The following is an 18,290-nucleotide window of genomic DNA, read 5'->3' as shown; positions in this document are numbered from 1 at the left end:
TCTTTATAAAAAACGAAGGCTATTCGCCACAACTTGCGAAAAGCCTTCATTTGTCTAATAGGAATCTTCAAAGGTTGTATATAATGCAGGATTTACTAAGGAAATGTTCGAAAAGTCTAAGTCATGAATCGCAGCACCGTTCGTATAAGCACTAATTTCTTGTTCAATTTTATTTAAATCTTCTTGAATATGCTCGTAAGGTTCATTATTGTTTTGGAGTTGTGTCATTTTTTCACGAAGCATTTGTCCAGTTTCTGTTAATACATAAATTTTTTCAAGCTTCTCAAAATAAGTTAGTCCAGGCTGCTCCATTTTCAAACCTCCTAAAAAATGTTGTATCTATATTCTGACTTTTTTCGCTTAAAATTATTCTGATCTAAACGGACACCAGAGCCCTTATTTCACCAAAAAAACGTAATTTTAAGAATAACCGGACATGAGGGGCCTTATTTTGCAAAAAACGAAGCAAAAACTGTTGATTTAGAGGGAATAAGGGCTCTGGTGTCCGCCAAATACCAAAAATTAAATAAATTATTGAAATAAGGTCTCTCATGTCCGTAATAATTACGGGTTAATTATTTATAAACTCCGAAAAACCTAAGATGAACAATACCCATACCCCAATTAATATGTGAGAAACACTAACACCGATGATCGACTTTTGACGTGCATACATCCAACCCCAAAACAGTCCAGGAATAAATGCCGCTAAAGCAAATACCGTTCCAATATGAGTGTGCGCCACGGCAAATAATAAATTAGAAAGCAAAATTGCTTTAAACGTTTTCCCTTTTCCGTTTGGAAGCAAAAGTTGAAACGCCGATTGTAGCCCGCCTCTTGCGATAAATTCTTGTATGAAACAGAAAACAATGTAAATAAGCACAGTTCCGAGAAAGATCGTCAACGTAAACTCAATATCAGTAAACGCTGCGCCTAAATTAAATAAACGAATATGTGAGTACGCTGAGACAAACGTAATAAGTCCCCATTTTAAAATCAAGAAGAAAATAAGAATCGGAAGCGTCAAGAGCGTCGCCTCCCGGACGTGGATTTTCCATTTACTTAGTGTCAATCCGAAAGTCGCTAATGAGTATCTACTCTTTTTTATAAATATAAAGATAACGATTGTAAAAATTGCAATTAAGGCGATATCGACAAACGTTGAAACTCCAAAATGTTCGACAAAACTTCGAAGTGGAATTAAGGTTAAAGTGTATAAGGAAAAAACAATTAAAACTGTCGTCATTAAATTTGCAAAATCGTGATAAGAATTCTTTTCATCGATTTTTTGTTCGTTCAGTGGCTCGTTAATTTTATAGGCTACATTCGCTTCTTTAACTATCACGTCAATTTCCCCTTATTTATTCAACATCTCCTGTAGTTTCGTTAAAATATCTCGCAACGACATATCGTTGAATCAGTTGTTATTATTCTATTATAATTTCTTTGTCGCATCGTATATAGAGAAAAGACCAATAATATTGCTAGTAAGTAAGGCCAATTTTTCATAAAAAAACCATTGCTAAATAATAAGCGGCAGCTAATGTCGTGCCCCACGAGTGCCCTAAAATATGTACTTTTTCTAAATTAAAGTGGGCGATCACTTGATCTAACTCATCTACAAAACGATCTAAACTTAAAAGATTATCACAATTGTTTGCTAAACTCCCTCTTTTTGCATCGCGACTAGACCACAGACAAATTATTACATCCAAATCACAGCATTAAGTGAGGCTTGTAAGGGAAAATTAAAACGAACTTTTAAATGAGAGGTGTGGACCAATGGAAAACGAGCACTTACGTGATAAAATAACGATTGAAGATGATGAAGGTAATGTGGAGGATTATAACGTTGAAGCTCTATTTGATATGGAGGAAAATTCATATGCGCTTCTACGTAGTCATGAAGAAACGCTACTTATGAGAATTGAAGAAAATGAAGATGAGCAATATTTAGTTGGAATTACAGATCCCGTTGAAAGAGATTCGATTTTAGATGCGTACCAAATTGCCGTGGATGCTAATCCTGCAGAAACAAACGGTCAAGATCATCATCATTAAAAATAAATAAAGTGTCACAAAAAGGGAATCAGCCCTAGCTTAGTACTAAAAAAAGTCGCTAATTGCTGGGGCCAACTTTTTGGGGACACCCCCCTACTTCGTTAAAATTGTAACAATTTGATCCTCGATACTTTTTCCAGAATAGTCGTCGATTAAATTATTTAAGATGATCGAAAATGTCAGTATTTCACCAGCCTTTGTTTTCGTGTAACCAGAGATCGAACTTACGGTCGTCAGTGTCCCTGTTTTTGCATGAACATTTCGATAAGTCGAAGTACCTTTCAATCTGTATCTTAACGTCCCTCCTTCTAGCTCATCCTCAGACCCAGCGACCGGTAAGGAATCAAAAAAAAGCGGAAACCACTCTTGCCTTTGGATCTCATATAACAATTTTGAAATTTGATTAGTAGAAATTAAGTTGACGTGTGAAATACCGGAACCATCTCTTAAAAAAAGTTGATTTGGGTCTAAACCTAGTTTTTCGAGTTCAGCACCGATGACTTCTAATCCTTTTTCCCAGTTTCCTTCCCAGTGGATCTTCTTCCCCATTTCTTTTGTGAACATCTCCGCATAAGCATTGTTACTGAGTTTCATTAACGGGACAATGAGTTGTGACAATGGCTTTGATGAGTGTTTAGTTAACATCGTAGCTTCAGTTGGTGTTGCACCTCTTTTCATTTTTTCAGTTAGCTTAATGCCGTGGTCTTTTAGAGACAGTTTGAATAAATATAAGGTGAAATCGGTTGGCTCCCAAACAGATATAGAGTTTTCAATCATCTCATCGTTAAGAAGGATCTCCCCATTTATAACGATTGTATTAGTTCCGTGTTCGCGGTTAATAGTGAGAGTGTTTTGTCCCTTTTCGGTAACCGTTATTGTTTCGTTAATGATTTTTATTTTCTCAGTGTGAGGCTCTACAGTTACTAAAGCTTTTTTACCTACCGATTTTCCAGGCTGAACCTTAACGATCACTGTCCCTGGGTCGTGATGCTTTTTGGCCGCAAACGTTAAAGCTGAAATCTGTGCTCCGTAACCCATGGTTTCGTCACTCCAAGGTAAATCGATCGAATAACGGACATCATCATACCAGGAGTCATCTGCAATAAGGTCACCATGGATTTTTTCAATCCCTTGTTTTTTTAAAATATGCACGATTTGATCAATGTCAGATCGTAAAAGAGCAGGGTCGCCTTTTCCTTTTATATAAAGATTACCTTTCAGGTTTTTCCCTTTTAATTTTCCGTCAGTATAAATTTCAGTACTAAATGTATATTCTTTCCCTAATGCCGATAATGCTGAAGCTGCTGTGAGCAGTTTTAAATTGGATGCAGGACGTAACAAAGTGTCACCATTGTAGTTATAAATCAATTCACCGGTTGTGGCAGATCGAACACTTACACTAGCTAGAACATTAGATAAACGAGCATCATTTTGTAAAAAATCATTTAAACTTTTTTCAAATGTAACCGTTTCTTGACTATAGCTCGTTGCAATTTGTATATTAATAAAAAATAAAATCGTGATCAGTGAAATGATAATTTTTTTACAAATGATATATCTTCCTTTCTTTCTAGGATTTACTTATCCTTGATGATAGTATGGTTATGAGAAGTAAGGATCATTCATCTTGTGCTTTTTGCGGTTGGCGTGATTGGCGCTGTAATTCTTTGTGTATTTTCTATTGTAGGTATATCCAATTCTTTTATAAATAGTTTAAGTGGAAAAGTTGGTACGAAGGGGTGGTAGCTTTTGTTTTGGCAAATCATCGTGTTAGTAGTGGCATCAAATTTAGACGACCTTGGCGTCGGTTTTTCATTAGGGATAAAAGGGAAAATTCCGTGGCGGGTGATTTGGATCATTTCAATTTTATCAGGGGTTACGATGGCTGCAGGTTTATTGATTGGAGACGAACTTGCGGAATACATCCCTGGGAATTGGGCTATATACATTGCCTCACTTGTTTTAGCTGGGATTGGGATTTGGTTGATTTGGCAAGGCTTTAAAGTTCCCGAAGCAGACGACCCGAATCCAACTGCCAGTAAGATTGGTTGGAAGGCAGCGATTATTTTAGGTTTAGCCCTTGGAATTGATTCGTTTGCTGCTGGATTTTCAGGGGGATTAACCGATTTTCCAATCATAGTAACGAGCGTTTTAGCGTGGTTAACTAGTTTGGTTTTCGTGTGGCTCGGTTCGACTTTTGCCGGGAAGGTCAGTGTAAAAGTCGTACGGGATTATGCTGAGTTTTTTTCTGGGGCATGTTTTATACTGTTGGCAGTGGTCGTTTTGTTTTTTAAAGATGTATGAAGGTGTTCGAAATGCACCACCATTATAAGCGTCATTAGCAGATTGTAAAAAATATTTGTCAGTGGTGACCTAACATTTTGTAACACTCTCATTGTACATCGTTTATTTATTTTGATACAAACCGATTATCGGTAACCCCTTTAAAAATTCTATACTCAGTATTATGGATTATTAGCAAAAATATCCGTGCGTATAAAGTTAGAGTACGCACGGATCACTCTTATTACTAATATGATCATTTTTGTTGAATGGGGACAAACATCAAGTGTATTTTAACAAAAAAGATTACAAACTTTCCCCAAATCTTGACGATATTTATCTACTAAAGCATCTGGCCAATTGGAGTCTGTTGTTAATGTGCCAAAGAAAAAGCGTAATACGTTTGGCTCTTCAACAAATTTCAATCCACCGATAAGCCTACGATTTTCGTATAGCCAAGTAATTCGATCGATGGCATATTTGATTTGAGAAAGTGTAAATACTCTTCTAGGCATTGCGAGACGCACGAGTTCCATATGGGCTAATTCTTCGATACCATCTTCATCTCTTTGCTCAGATAATGTTCCTCGCTCCATTCCACGGATCCCGCTAGCAATATAAAGTGCTGCTGCTAGTGCTCCAGCCGGATATTTTGTTTGTGGTAAGTGGTCTAGAAACGCGCTCGCATCGAGATGACAACCTAATCCCCCAGGAGGTGTAATTACCGGTACCCCTCTTTTTTGAAGTTCATTTGTCATGTAAGCAATGAATTGCGGTGCTTGGTTAATCATATTCTCATCCATCGTTTCCTCTAAGCCGACCGTAATCGCTTCCATTTCACGAACCGACATTCCTCCGTATGTAAGAAACCCTTCGTATAATGGAATTAACTCACGTATTTTCATATATGCTTCTTTATTGTTCGTACAAATTCCGCCACCACGACCATTTCCTAATTTTCTTGCAGAAAAATAAGTAATATCACAAAGGTTAGATATCGCTCTTGTAATCTCTTTAATCGTCATCTCTTTACATTGTTCTTCGCGCTCTTTAATGAAGTAAAGGTTATCAGCTAGTAAACTAGCATCTAGCACAATCATTAATCCGTGATCATCACAAACTTGACGGACTTCTTGTAAATTTTCTAGAGAAAAAGGTTGCCCACCTATTAAGTTTGTTCCAGCTTCCATTCGTACATAAGATATTTTTTCTGCACCATTTATAGCAATAAGTGCTTTCAGTTTATCGATATCCATATTTCCTTTGAACGGGTGTTCACTATTAATCTTCAATGCTTCATCAATAAAAATTTCTTCAACCTTTCCTCCATTAATAACGATATGAGCTTTTGATGTTGTAAAATGGTAATTCATCGGGACAATCGTATCCGGTTTAACGAAAAGTTTTGATAGAAGATTTTCACATGCGCGGCCTTGGTGTAATGGTAAAAAATATTCGGTATCAAAAATTTCTCTTACTTTTTCATCAAGTCGTGTAAATGTTTCAGAGCCAGCATAGCTATCATCAGCTTGCATCATCGCAGCTTGTTGCTTATCGCTCATAGCATTAACACCACTATCCGTTAGCATATCCATAAAAACGTCAGGGTTTTGTAGTAAAAACGTATTATAACCCGCTTTTTCCATTGCCTCCTGACGTTGTTCAATCGGTAATAGGTTTAACTTTTGAACGATACGTACTTTATGCATCTCTAGAGGAACTGCATCACCATAAAAAAACTTCACTTCCGACATAACATAACCTCCTGCTAAATACTTTTATAGTTTGGAATTTTCTGATATTGGTTCAATTATACATTTAGCTGATCAGGATAGCAACACAAATTAACGCGTTTATGCATTAAAGTTTTAAAATTAAATAAAGAGAACGATCTCAACTCAATCGTTCCCTGGAAAAAAGTATAAAACCGGACGAAAAACCCACCGCCATCAAACCTTGCTTAAAACAAATAATCCAAACAAATAACACACTCAGCCCTAGAGCATTTCACTCACTTCATCCTTGAGCACCATCCAACAAGGTTCGTATTAAGCTTCATCGAGTAACTTTCACAACTCAACACTCAACACTCTTCATTCACAACTCAAAACTCAACACTCAAAATTCAAAACTCTTCACTCAAAACTCAAACTTTTCACTCAAAAAATACAACAGCCCTGTTAAAACGAACGTTACAAAGCCTGGCGACCAACTTTCTGGTAATAACAAATAAATGATCATTCCGATGGCGACGCAAATAAACCCTTTCACATTATAATGATAGCTTTCACTAGCAATCTTTTCAAAATCATCTGCTGATAAGCTTCGTTTTTTCACTAATATAAAGTCAGTGACGATCACCGCTGATAGTGGGATGACGAATGCACCTAAAAGTGAAATATACACTTGCGCTTCATCAACTAATGTAGGAAAACCGCTCAATGTAATCGCAGCGACACCGAAAATAATTGCGCTTTTAACTCTTCCTACTTTCGGGATACTATTTAAAAGACTGTAGCCACCGATATAGGCATTCGCTAAATTTATCGAAATCATCGACGCCATCGCAGCTACAAAAATAATCACAATAAATAACGTTGAGTCTGTCATTTGCGTCGAGACGACATATGGGTTCCAACTACCCGCGAGTGTTGCCGTATAAGCACCTAGGATTGCTGTGAGCATAAACCCGAACATATTACCAACAAATAAGCCGTAAAAACCATGCTTTGATGATTTAGCATATCTCGTCATGTCAGATGCAGCACTTACACCTGAGACATATTGCACAAAAGCGAGACTAGCAAAAAAGAGCATCGTACTTATTTGATTCGTCCCTTCTTTTGTCCAAACATCTGTAAAGGTCTTGCCAGATTCGGCAGAAGTAATAAAAATATACAACATTACGACCCCACCTAAAAACAACACCGGTAGGAAATATTTTGTCACCTTCTTCACCGCATGAAAACCGATTAGTGCGAGTACCGCCATGATTGTTGCCATCGTTAGTGCCAACGGAATAAATGGAATTTGAATTCCTGCAAACCGTTCAAGGATTTCTTTTAAAAGATATGTACCACCGATTGTTTGAACACTAAACCAATATAACGAAGTAAGCGTCCGAACTGGTGAAGCTAAGTAACGAGCCCCTTTTACCCCCATGATCGAGCGGATCGCATATTGCGCCGGTATTCCATATTTTGCTCCAGGCAGTGCTAAAAAAGATACGAATAAAAATGCGAGTCCCGCACCAAGCATTGTCGATACGACGGCATAAAAGAAAGAAAGCCCCCCTTGTAACACCGCTAAAGCAGGAACTAGAACGTTACCAGCGTTCACAGATATGGCAATTTGAATTGTTGTATATTCCAAGCTTGTTGTCGTCCGTAAATGATTAGGTATTGCTTCTAACCCGTAACGTTCGATCACTTGCTTTTTCTCAACGTTTTGAAGTTGTACCTCCCCCATGTGCTCCCTCTTTTCTATTAAACTTTTAATGCGATTTTGGCAATCTTAAAAATATCACTTGGCCGATGGGCGACGTAATCTGGAGGGTGTTTTTCAGTCGCTTCAATGGCGTCAAAGCCCCAACTCACCCAAATGATTTTTATATTTGCTCCTTTACACGCAACTATATCTCTCAATTCGTCGCCGACATAAAGCACTTGAGACCGTTTCAACCGGTGCTTTTTTAAAAAGGTTTTTAATACTTGATCTTTACCAAAAATATTTTGTGAACAAATCACATCGCCAATCGAGTCAATCTTATTTTTCAATAGAAAATCTTTAATCGTTGCTTCTGAATTAGATGAGATAATCGCAAGTTCGTAACCGTGTGCTTTCAAGCGGTCAAGCAATTCTTTTATCCCGTCAAAAAGCGCTAGTTGACCTGTTGAGTTTCGATACCGGCTTAAAAACTCTAGCGCAGCAAAAGGAATTTTATAAATCGGAAAATTGAGTTGACGACACCTCTCGACGATTGAAAGCTTGCGAAGTGCCTCAATTTTTTTAGAGCTAAGTGGTTCAAATTTATATTTTACAGCTAATTGGTTAATGATTTTTATCGAAAGATCCTTTGAATCTACTAACGTCCCATCAAAATCAAAAATAATATATTTTTTCAAAATAAAATCTCCTTTAATAAATTTCATCATTCATTATTCCCGTCACTAAGATCAATATATAGTTGCAGCAAAACACTTTATATATTGTTTGATGTGACTCTTTTTTGGTAATTATGAAATTCACTCCCTTATGACTAAAATTTCAGTTTCCAGACGCTCTTTAATGTTTCTTTAAAAATACAGTTTAGTATATGCGTCATCTTATCGTTCGTTTGGGCCGGTAGTTGTTTTACAATATCTTCTATAAAAGCAATCTCCTGCTCGATGAATACATTTAATCTTTGATAGTTCGGTCTTCCTTCTTGCCTTACCTTCAACTTCACAAGTTCATTGACTTCCCGCTCAACCTCTTTGTCCCTACAAATATCTACAACATGCTTTTGAAAATCAAGTAGTGGAAAAGCTCTATTTTTTTCTATAGAAAGACAAACTAAAATAGGTCGAAGTACGTTTAAATACGATTTTGCGTTCGTTGCGTCGATTTGCTGATAATTTCGTTTAGCCATATGTAAATAATGATAGCCTACGGCACGTAGTGAAACCGTATCTTTTGTTAATTCACGCAATTGGTCAATCACGTTACTATTTTCAATATAAATGATTGGTGAATGGAGCCATTCTAAAAGGCTCGGGTTAGACTTTTCAAATAAGTGTAAAGCCTTTTTAAAATCCCAACCATGGATATCTAATAGATCACTAATAGGGGCGTTAATAACATCTTCCATTTTATTAATTGATAAATACGAATCGATGCGATGAATGTATATAAAACGAACATCATAATCACTGTTCTCATTTGCAAGACCATATGCTCTACTTCCTGCTTCACAAGCATATAAAATTCGGATATCATGATCAGCTTCAATTTTCGAGAGGTGTTTTAAAATTGTCGTTTTCATGCTACACCACCTTTAAGGCTTTTTTCTAAAAGTTTATTTTCCGTCAATAAAAAAGCTAAAATGCTTGCGAAAAAAGCACATTTTAAAAAATGATAAAGACAGTGTCGCCTTAGACACTGCCTTTATTTTATCATACAGCTTGCTTTAAGAGCTTTGTTTTAAAATAATAGTTCGTAAACTTCACTTAGTTCATGGGCCCGTTTTTTGTCTTGCTCATTTTTTGCGTACTGAATTTCATTTTTTAAGACGAGGTCTAAAACAGCCATTTCCGCTTCGTTTAAATCATCGACAAAATCACCTTCGTTTTTGTACTGGTTTTCTTTTAATTTTTGATATATGCCTTGGCAGCTTTCGTATTTCTCCGTGTAGTTTGATAATGATTCCCGTAAATATCCTAATGTTACATCCATGAAAATTAACCCCCGTTATATATTATTTTTTTCGCAATATGTATCAACGATTTCTTCAATTTGGCTCGGTGCCGGAGATTCTCCTTCGAATTGAAACTTAATTTCTTCTATAAAGTCTCCATCTCTCGTTACATGAACGGCACCATTTTGATTAATGACACTGTATTCTGGTTCAAAGCGATAGCCATTACGTTCAATTGCTCCCACAAAGTCCAACTCCTTTGTTCTCGAGTGAATTTCATAATTACCTATATTGAGCCATATCTACTTAATGACGATAATATCGAATGATGAAATTCATTAAATTTACGATATTTTTATTATGTCTTAATGTGAAATTTTTATTGTATGTTTCTGTTTTAAATATTTCTTACTGATTTTAACCATATTAAAGATAGAATGATTTGAAAGGTGGATGAACATGGACAACATATCAAGAGAAGCGCTAATTAGTGAAATGAATGACACGTTAAAGCATATGTTAGAAAAATATGATCTCGATGATATCGGTATTTTTGAAGAAGAAGGTGAAGGTAATCGCTTTTACCTTGGCTATACAGTGAGAAAAAATGGTGAAGTATTTATGATCCATATGCCGTTTGAAAAGGACGAGAATGGAAATTTAGCTCGCTTGGAAAAAAGCTGGGCGATTGAAAGTGATGAGGTCGATACTAGAGGTTACGACAATTTAGATGATGTGTTTAATTATCTTGAAATGGGTTTTTAAGTGAGTAAATTTCATAAAACCAATAAATCAGGCACATCCATCTGCATTTAGGTGAGAGCAACTTAACTAACAATACGTAGTATTCTAGTGGAATTAAAAATTGATTTTGATTTAGGAAAGGAAAAAAGCCTTTAAGTAATCAAGAGCGGAAACTACCTTTTCACTATACTGGGAATTTTTTTGGAACGTAATTGTTCGCACGAAAACACTATTCTTAGTATAATAAAGTTACATATATTGAAAGGTAGTGTTTACCTATGGATATTTTCACGTTTCCTGATAAAGCTGCAGGTGGATTCGGTTACGCCTATATCATGATGGCCTTGCTGTTTATTGCCGTCAATATAACGTTATATAAATTAAAAAAGGCTGATAAAAAAGCAAAAGAAGAAGTAGCAAAAATTGAAGCTGAAATGGCAAAACATGAGGCCGCTTCAAAACAAAGTGTGAGTCATCGCTAAAGTATTTGTGGCATTGGAACGATGATGAAACTCATTGAAAACACACAAAAAAATAGACCTACCCCTCTAATGCTCTATAGTAAGGGTAGGTCGTCTGTAGTTTTTGAGCGTTGTGATCGATAAAATTCAGTTCGTAAAATATTGTCAGTTGAATATATTGAATATTATAAATTTAGCACGGAGCTTTGATTTTAGCAATCTTTCCCATACAACGTTCATATTGTCGTCACTAAAGTTATATTAGGCGAACTCCTCGAGTGGGATTTTCTTGTTTTTTTATGACTTCATTACGTTCTCCACCATCTGCAAGCTCTTCTGAAAATTCATGTTCTTCATTGTTTTGAGTTTTATTATGCTCACGTTTACGATTATTTTTTTTATTCAAAAAATACACCCTTTCCAAAATGTTTAATCAGGTTTTAGTATTCCTTAGTCGATCGTGTCGTTATCCTCGTATTCATTTAACAAGGAATTTTCTTTTGGAGCAAAATTAACGGACTGTAGGCTCATTTCAGGATCAAGCCTATCTTCTTGTTCATCACTTATACATTTCTCGTCTTGATTTATTGTTTTCGCGGATAGTTTCTTTTTCATTACTTAGACCTCCTAGCTTTTATACCACTGTTTTTACTTGTTTTGTTTCCGCTCGTGTATTCGTAAGTTGCTTCTATTCCACTGTTTTTTGCATAGCCACGCGTTACTTTATATTCTTTTAAATCCCGATGTTTCATCTTTATTCCACCTTTTCATTAATTTTTGAGTTATTGTACCAAAGCTTAGTGAGTTTCATGCATTTTTTAAAATAAAAAAAGGAGTATGAATTATTTTACTAATTCATACTCCAGATTTAATTTGCCTTCGATTTTGATTTAGCTTTATCAATATCTTTAACGTTAGTTACTTCATTTTGGTTTTTCATCAGGCTTTCGCCACGGAAGTAGCCATTTTCGTCGATGACAATTGAACTCATTTCTGCTTTTCCATCAAGAGAGCCTGTTTCATAAATATGGATTTTGTTTTCCACATTCACATTTCCCTTTACACTTCCTGCAATTAATAAATTTCGGGCAGTCACCGTATTTTCAACATAACCTTCTTTGCCAATCGTGACATCTCCGGTACACTTAATTTCTCCGTACACTTTCCCATCAATACGTATGCTTGAGTCGACATTAAGTGTACCTTCCACCGTTGTTTCTACACCGATAATCGTAGAAATTTCTGCTAGTTTTTTTTCATTACCTTTAGAAAACATATGTTCCAGCTACTCGCTGGTTCACCTCCATTAGTTTTGCACAGCATTGCTTTTTATTGACTTCGCTCATGAAATGTCATATATAAGTATGGATCAATATGTTCACCATCACGCTTAATTTCATAATGCAAATGAACGCCAGTGCTACGACCGGTTGTTCCCATGCCACCGATGGTATCACCTTTTTTCACTTTATCGCCAACTTCAACGTCAATTCGGTTTAAGTGAGCATAAAGCGTTTCATATGTACTTCCGTGATCAATAACTACGGTTAGCCCGTACCCACCGTTATTTCGAGCCATAACAACGGTGCCATCTGCAGCCGCATAAATCGGGGTGTTTAACGGAGCCGCAATATCGATACCAGAATGAAACCGAGTATTCCAATTAAACGGATCTCTTCGGTTTCCGAACCTTGAAGTAATACGTCCTTCAGCAGGAATGATCGTTGGAACCGTTCTAAGATCTTGTTCGTATTGCGATAAACGGGTGAACGCATCTTCAAACTTTTCAATGAGGTCAGGTAATTCTCGTTTAATTTCTTCTAACATTGGTGAAGTTTGTTGAACTTGCTCTTCATATTGCTTTGGAAATTGTAGTCCACCACTTCCATCTTGAGCATCTGGATCTAAATCAATCGGCATATCTAAACTTAGGTTAGTAATACGTTCTTCTAATTGTTTAAATTCTTCGATAGACTGTTGCACGGTGAGTGCTTCCTGTTGCAAAACAAGATAATCTTGCTTTACTTTTTCCATTTCAGCAGTTGTGTTTTCCAGTTTAACAGCTAAATTTTGTTTTTCGGTAGTGACTTCATTTAAAGACAACGACAATCCTGCAATAACAACAAATAACATAAGTACAAAGCCAAGAGAAAAATAAAATACTAACTTCCGGAGCTGAAATTGTTTAATAGGTGCTTGAGGACCTGACGATAATATGATCGTCCATGATTTTTTATTGCTCAAATTATTCCCTAAGCAAATTTGCTTTAGGCTTCCCCCTTTCTCAATAAAATTAAGCTAGGCTTATCGCTTGTTATTCAACAACAATCGACAAAACTTTTACTAGGTTAATTCTACCAATCTTTCAAAAAATAAAAAAGATAAAATCTATTTTTTTATAAAAAAGTTCATGACGATTTATCGTCATCCATCTAATATGAAAAGACGGGTGCTTTCCCTCAGTTCACCTTGACCTTTTAACGAATCTCAGATGTTCGTTCGCAAAACACCCACCTTTTTTCATTCAAACAGCCTAGGACGGTAGTCTGCAACCATTTAAAATTCAGAATGCTTTTTCGATTTTTTTTCGTGTAAAAAACAAAGAAGAGGAATCATTTCGCCGTTTTGATTTCTCTTCTCGTATAAAACTTAACGTGTCTGTCGTCTTTCAACACTTTTATTTATTAAGATTGACGTTACAAATGCGGTGATTGGGATCGATAAAATTAAGCCGATACTACCAGCCGCAGTTCGTAGTATTTCTACGGCTAAAAATTCCATATGAATTATTTGCGAAAGTGTACTTTCGTAACCGTACAATGTAATTAATAACGGTAAACCTGCGCCAACGTAGGCAAGAATTAACGTGTTAGCCATCGTCCCCATTATATCTTTACCGACGTTCATACCTGATGTAAATAGTTGCGCTTTTGTGATCTGCGGATTCGTCTTTCTAATTTCTTCCATCGATGATGCAATTGAAATAGCGACGTCCATGATCGCCCCGAGTGCACCGATAATAATCCCCGCAAGTAGAATGCCTTGCATATCAAAGCTAATTTCATTAGAGATTGAAAGAAGAACTCGTTCATCGTCACTATGATACCCAGTTAGTTTCATCGCTTGTGAAAAGATGATAGAAATTACAGCTGCACTAGCTAATCCACCAACTGTCCCAATAGTTGCAGCAACGGTCTTTTTCGAAAATCCACTAACTAACAAAAAGGTAATTAAGGTGACAACTGTTCCGGTAATGATTGCTAAATATACTGGTGAGTGTCCCATAAATAAATATGGGATCATAAACTTAAAAATAAGTAAAAGTGTAAGTGATATTGAAATCAATGCTTTAAAGCCTTGTCTTCTTCCGAAAAATAATAATAGAGCGATAAAAATCGTCACTAAGAAAAATGTCGGAACATCTCTCGTATGACTCATGATTTCTGCTCTAACAATTTCATCGTTGAAAACATTTAACTGGACAACAACTTTTTCGTTTTCTTTAATCCAAAAGTCTTTATCGTTTTTGCTCGAAAAACGATAATTTTCACTCGTTGTAACGATGATATGATCTTTAAATTTTCCTGACAAAATTTGTGCTCTCACCACTTGGTGTTCGTATTGAACGCCGCTTTGATCGTAGTCATCTTTATTTTCCTCGACAATTTCGAGCACTCTAGCTGTCGGAAATATCGTTTCAATAGAATTTTCTGTTTGAGACGTAGCCTCTGCACGATCAATATTTATAAAGCTATTAATGAAAAATATGATTAATAGAAGCCATTGACATTTATTTTTCACGTTTACTCATCCTTTCAATAGAGAAGTTGCGATGGAATCTAGTAATTTTCCTTTTAATTCATCTTATTAATATATCTATTGAATTATGATGAGTTTTAATAGAAATGCATAATGTGGGAGAGTTTTCATAAAAAAAACGTAAAGACTAATAATTCTTTACGTTTTCCTTAAAAATATTTAATTACACCTAAGTGAGTGAATTTCACAATTACCAAAAAAAGTCACATTAGACAAAATATAGTTGCAAAGTATTTTGGTGCAACTATATATTGAACTTAGTGACGGAATAATGAATTATGAAATTCATTAAAGTACTTTAAAATACACTTAAATCTTTTCTGCTTTTGCGCGCATTTTTTGTACGTATCTAACAGTATCTCCGTCAGTAACGGCCTTTAATTCTGTTTTGAACATTATACTATTAGGATTTTGCTCTGATAAATCAAGCACTTCAATTAATTTAATGACGTATGAACGCACTGTTATATCATTGATTTCTATGCCCTCTTTTTTTAAGAGAAGTAGCACCCAATTTTGTAGAGATTGTTGACTAATTTTCAACTTAAAATCGTAAGCTTGGTTAAATAGCTCAACAATATTTTTCGTTAATCGTTGGATTTCGTTTACATTTAATTTTTTTAAGCGAATGATCGGTTGTCTTATATCTTTTTTGTTCCCATTTCCACCTTCACCGATCCTTTGGAATAACGCTTGATAACTTTTCGGGCCTTTCTCTTCATTCTCTAACCAATCTGTGGTAGAGGCGAAAACAAATAAACAATTACTTAATTGGTTATTGTAGGAGTTATCGATTAAGTAACGTAAATTTTGGTAGGCTTGCATACGAATATCGGACCGGTAACTCATAACGACTTCAAGCTCATCGACGAGTATAATTAAGCCATTATAACCGAGTAATTTGACTAATTTTATAAACGCTTTCATAAAGTCCATCGCGTTCGTATGATCAATTTTACCGACAACTTCAAATCTTTTTTTGATCGAAGCAGGGATATTTTGTTCGCCAGTTAGCCAAGAGGTTACGGCATTGGCTAACTCATGATCATTTTGAATACGCGCCCGAATGTAAAAGAGTAAGGCTCTAGAATAGGATGAATGATAGTCATTTAACATTGAAATTAAACTTTGAATCGCTAATGCAGAACTTTCTTGATCTTGATCCTTCAATGAACGGAGCCAATTGGTAAATAAGTCTTGAAAACTCGTTTTGTTTGTTGTTGCTCCTTTTGTTGTTAAGCTATGCATTATATGGTAATAAAGGGTTTGAAAATCGTTAAGACGAACCCCTTTTTCTATTTGAATGTTGGCAACGACGTAATTTTGTTCGAGAGCTAGATTCTCCATTTGCTTTAGCATAAAGCTTTTCCCACTACCGTATTCGCCAACAATAAACTTCATCATGCCGTTGTCATTTTGGACTAGTTGCAAAAGTTGATGAAACTCTTCTAATATTTCATCGCGTTGTATCCCAAATGTCGCAACAGTTTCTGGAACAACCCCGTTTTTTAAAGCTAATAAGCTTGCTTTAGCTTGTTCGCAACTTTGAATCATTGTTTAACCCCCTAAATAAGCAGACACATTTATGTTAACAATTCGACAAAAAGTGCAATTATCCTGCAAATAGTTCGAAAAGACTAATTCTTTTGTAGGTTAGTTGGGTTGTTGGTTTGTGGTTTGTGGTTTGTGGTTTGTGGTTTGTGGTTTGTTGGTTAGGTAGAAAGATGGAAGGTTGCGCCGCATGATTACTCTACGGTGGTTTTGCGTGAGGAGAGAAAAATACCGCCCAGCATGAACCTGAAACGGTATTTGATCACATTTGTAATTTAATGAATTTCATAATTCATTATTTTCGCCACAAAGATCAATATATAGTTGCGTTAAAACCATTCGCAAACTATATAACGTGTGATGTGGCTCGTTATTGGTAATTATGAAATTCACTCAATTGTGACAATTTGGTACTTTTTTTAGCAGTTAATTTAATTCAAATCGTCCTGATGAAGTTCGAACTTTAATTTCATATTTTCCTGCTCCGATGGTACCGTAAACGCGGTTATTGGATTTTTCCTCAAAATCTAGTCCAGGAAGGTTTACCGACCCTCTACCAGAGCTTCCTTGGAAATCAATGAGCGCTGATGTCGGTGCATTTTTTAAATCAATTTCCACACGACCGCTTGATGTTGATACATTAATATCGCCAACTAATTGATCATTTATGATGGAAACACGACCAGAACTAGCTGCTGCACTAACGTCACCTTCAAAGTTTTCCAATACAATTGATCCTGATGAAGTCGAAGGAGATATTTGTTCTGAAATCTGACCATTGATTAAAATTCTACCACTACTTGCACGAGCTTGTAGCGATTTTGCAGTGTTGTTTACCGCTTCAATTCGACCACTTGAAGTTTGCAAGTTAATTTCGCTTTCAGCAGTTACATTTGAAATTTCAATTCTTCCAGAGCTTGCTCTTAACTCAACGTTTTTTGCATGTAAGTCGTTGAGTGTGATTCTTCCTGATGATGAATGGACATTGAGCTTGTTATATTCTTTTCTTGGAATGTGTAATTCAAGTTGCAGATTTGTTGTCATAGTACTGAAGTTAAACCATCCAGAGACGGTAGTACTATTTTTTACATAGACATCTAATTTGTTATTTCTGGAAGTTACATCAAATTCGAAGTCTGTTTTTTCGCTGATCTCTCCTATTAATTCAACCGTTATTTCGTTACTGTCTGTCGGTATAAGATAGACACTTGGTGAAGAAACATTTACATCAATTGTTTCGATATTTTTACCATCAATGACTTCTTTCTCGTTAATCTCGATTGTACTACTTGTAAACGTACTAAAAACTGGTTGATTAAAATTAAAAACTAAAGCAAATATACCAATTGCTATTAGTGCGATCCCCAAAAATGCAGCCCTATTCATTTTTTCTCCCCATTTCTTTTCTATTTTTTAAACGAAAATATATTTGGATAAAAACGGAAAATCATCTCTTTTCATCATCATACACAATGGCAAGATCGTTGCACAATATCTTTTTTAAGTGATGAATGTTCTTTGTTGTTATTATCATATCTAGTTTTGTGCATTTCCAAAATAAACCTAAGATATATTTTTGATAAGACTTAAGGCGTATTATATTGCGATAGCCTCTTACCACATTGAATGCGTAATTGCTTTACTAATGCTTTGGTAAATTAAATATGGATAATGTATGGGGGGAGTGTGCAGTAATTGGGCGGACATGTACTGTGGGCATGATAAGGATTTTGCGTGACCTTTTGATGAATGTGGCACTCGGTTGGGGCACGCGAGAAGGTGCGCTTTACCTTTTGAGTGATGTAACGCTTCGTTTGGGCACGCGAGAAGGTCTCGCGTTACCTTTTGGGTGATGTAACGCTTCGTTCGGGCACGCGAGAAGGTCTCGCGTTACCTTTTGGGTGAAGTGGCGCTTTGTTCGGGCACGCGAGAAGGTCTCGCGTTACCTTTTGGGTGATGTAACGCTTCGTTCGGGC

General features: G+C 36.0%; 22 protein-coding genes. 4 read left to right on the top strand and 18 right to left on the bottom strand.

Annotation, left to right across the window (positions count from 1 at the left end):
- Positions 1-54: 54 nt before the first annotated feature.
- The 3 genes from BKP35_RS10230 to BKP35_RS20200 all read right to left on the bottom strand — a co-directional run bounded on the left by BKP35_RS10230 (position 55) and on the right by BKP35_RS20200 (position 1,715).
- The gene (locus BKP35_RS10230; RefSeq protein ID WP_071313241.1) at positions 55-312 is read right to left on the bottom strand and encodes a hypothetical protein; all 258 of its coding nucleotides are present in this window, start codon (positions 310-312) and stop codon (positions 55-57) included.
- A 259-nt stretch (positions 313-571) separates the two neighbouring features.
- Positions 572-1,345 (bottom strand): CPBP family intramembrane glutamic endopeptidase, encoded by a 774-nt coding sequence (locus BKP35_RS10225; RefSeq protein WP_071313240.1) that lies wholly within the window; start codon positions 1,343-1,345, stop codon positions 572-574.
- A 160-nt stretch (positions 1,346-1,505) separates the two neighbouring features.
- Positions 1,506-1,715 (bottom strand): alpha/beta fold hydrolase, encoded by a 210-nt coding sequence (locus BKP35_RS20200; protein ID WP_084031578.1) that lies wholly within the window; start codon positions 1,713-1,715, stop codon positions 1,506-1,508.
- A gap of 67 nt (positions 1,716-1,782) precedes the next feature.
- Here BKP35_RS20200 and BKP35_RS10220 point away from each other — a divergent pair, with 67 nt between their 5' ends.
- A complete protein-coding gene (locus tag BKP35_RS10220; RefSeq protein ID WP_071313239.1) occupies positions 1,783-2,061 on the top strand; it encodes a DUF1292 domain-containing protein in 279 nt (92 codons plus the stop codon).
- Positions 2,062-2,154: 93 nt separating this feature from the next.
- On the opposite strand, the gene dacB is transcribed toward BKP35_RS10220, so the two are convergent.
- The gene (gene dacB / locus BKP35_RS10215) at positions 2,155-3,612 is read right to left on the bottom strand and encodes a D-alanyl-D-alanine carboxypeptidase/D-alanyl-D-alanine endopeptidase (RefSeq protein ID WP_084031577.1); all 1,458 of its coding nucleotides are present in this window, start codon (positions 3,610-3,612) and stop codon (positions 2,155-2,157) included.
- A gap of 198 nt (positions 3,613-3,810) precedes the next feature.
- Between dacB and BKP35_RS10210 the strand changes: the two genes are divergently transcribed.
- Positions 3,811-4,365 (top strand): manganese efflux pump MntP, encoded by a 555-nt coding sequence (locus tag BKP35_RS10210; protein WP_071313237.1) that lies wholly within the window; start codon positions 3,811-3,813, stop codon positions 4,363-4,365.
- 272 nt (positions 4,366-4,637) lie between these two features.
- Here BKP35_RS10210 and BKP35_RS10205 read toward each other — a convergent pair whose 3' ends face one another.
- From BKP35_RS10205 to BKP35_RS10180, 6 genes are all read right to left on the bottom strand, one after another.
- Positions 4,638-6,098, bottom strand: coding sequence for a tryptophanase (locus BKP35_RS10205; RefSeq protein ID WP_071313236.1), 1,461 nt, complete (start codon positions 6,096-6,098; stop codon positions 4,638-4,640).
- Between the two features lie 385 nt (positions 6,099-6,483).
- Complete coding sequence (locus BKP35_RS10200) at positions 6,484-7,812, bottom strand: purine-cytosine permease family protein (protein ID WP_071313235.1); 1,329 nt, start codon at positions 7,810-7,812, stop codon at positions 6,484-6,486.
- Positions 7,813-7,829: 17 nt separating this feature from the next.
- Entirely contained in the window at positions 7,830-8,468 is a 639-nt protein-coding gene (locus tag BKP35_RS10195) for an HAD-IA family hydrolase (protein ID WP_084031576.1), read from the bottom strand.
- Positions 8,469-8,602: 134 nt separating this feature from the next.
- Entirely contained in the window at positions 8,603-9,367 is a 765-nt protein-coding gene (locus BKP35_RS10190) for a nucleotidyltransferase domain-containing protein (protein WP_071313233.1), read from the bottom strand.
- Positions 9,368-9,525: 158 nt separating this feature from the next.
- Positions 9,526-9,777: a sigma-G-dependent sporulation-specific acid-soluble spore protein CsgA gene (locus BKP35_RS10185; protein ID WP_071313232.1), complete on the bottom strand. Its 252-nt coding sequence runs from the start codon at positions 9,775-9,777 to the stop codon at positions 9,526-9,528.
- A 15-nt stretch (positions 9,778-9,792) separates the two neighbouring features.
- Entirely contained in the window at positions 9,793-9,984 is a 192-nt protein-coding gene (locus BKP35_RS10180; protein WP_071313231.1) for a YbxH family protein, read from the bottom strand.
- Positions 9,985-10,198: 214 nt separating this feature from the next.
- Here BKP35_RS10180 and BKP35_RS10175 point away from each other — a divergent pair, with 214 nt between their 5' ends.
- Positions 10,199-10,504, top strand: a complete 306-nt coding sequence (locus tag BKP35_RS10175) for a DUF5634 family protein (protein ID WP_071313230.1) — start codon at positions 10,199-10,201, stop codon at positions 10,502-10,504.
- Positions 10,505-10,761: 257 nt separating this feature from the next.
- Positions 10,762-10,965: a hypothetical protein gene (locus BKP35_RS10170; RefSeq protein ID WP_071313229.1), complete on the top strand. Its 204-nt coding sequence runs from the start codon at positions 10,762-10,764 to the stop codon at positions 10,963-10,965.
- Between the two features lie 235 nt (positions 10,966-11,200).
- Here the strand turns inward: BKP35_RS10170 and BKP35_RS19550 are convergent, their stop codons facing one another.
- The 8 genes from BKP35_RS19550 to BKP35_RS10145 form a co-directional block, all read right to left on the bottom strand.
- Positions 11,201-11,350, bottom strand: coding sequence for a hypothetical protein (locus tag BKP35_RS19550; RefSeq protein ID WP_169819199.1), 150 nt, complete (start codon positions 11,348-11,350; stop codon positions 11,201-11,203).
- A gap of 44 nt (positions 11,351-11,394) precedes the next feature.
- On the bottom strand, positions 11,395-11,559 hold the full coding sequence (locus BKP35_RS19545) for a hypothetical protein (RefSeq protein WP_169819198.1): 165 nt from the start codon (positions 11,557-11,559) through the stop codon (positions 11,395-11,397).
- Positions 11,559-11,696 carry a hypothetical protein gene (locus tag BKP35_RS19540; protein WP_169819197.1) on the bottom strand — a complete coding sequence of 46 codons (138 nt, stop codon included), beginning with the start codon at positions 11,694-11,696 and terminating at the stop codon, positions 11,559-11,561. The genes BKP35_RS19545 and BKP35_RS19540 overlap by 1 nt, the downstream gene beginning before the upstream one ends.
- 116 nt (positions 11,697-11,812) lie before the next feature.
- Entirely contained in the window at positions 11,813-12,220 is a 408-nt protein-coding gene (locus BKP35_RS10165; RefSeq protein ID WP_071313228.1) for a bactofilin family protein, read from the bottom strand.
- A gap of 53 nt (positions 12,221-12,273) precedes the next feature.
- Positions 12,274-13,188, bottom strand: coding sequence for a M23 family metallopeptidase (locus tag BKP35_RS10160; protein ID WP_071313227.1), 915 nt, complete (start codon positions 13,186-13,188; stop codon positions 12,274-12,276).
- Positions 13,189-13,593: 405 nt separating this feature from the next.
- Positions 13,594-14,745 (bottom strand): YibE/F family protein, encoded by a 1,152-nt coding sequence (locus BKP35_RS10155; protein WP_071313226.1) that lies wholly within the window; start codon positions 14,743-14,745, stop codon positions 13,594-13,596.
- Between the two features lie 327 nt (positions 14,746-15,072).
- Complete coding sequence (locus BKP35_RS10150) at positions 15,073-16,317, bottom strand: BREX system ATP-binding domain-containing protein (protein ID WP_071313225.1); 1,245 nt, start codon at positions 16,315-16,317, stop codon at positions 15,073-15,075.
- A gap of 423 nt (positions 16,318-16,740) precedes the next feature.
- A complete protein-coding gene (locus BKP35_RS10145) occupies positions 16,741-17,700 on the bottom strand; it encodes a DUF4097 family beta strand repeat-containing protein (protein ID WP_071313224.1) in 960 nt (319 codons plus the stop codon).
- Positions 17,701-18,290 lie beyond the last annotated feature (590 nt).

The organism is Anaerobacillus arseniciselenatis, from assembly GCF_001865995.1.
GTDB classification, from domain to species: domain Bacteria; phylum Bacillota; class Bacilli; order Bacillales; family Anaerobacillaceae; genus Anaerobacillus; species Anaerobacillus arseniciselenatis.
This window is presented reverse-complemented; position numbering and strand designations above follow the sequence as displayed.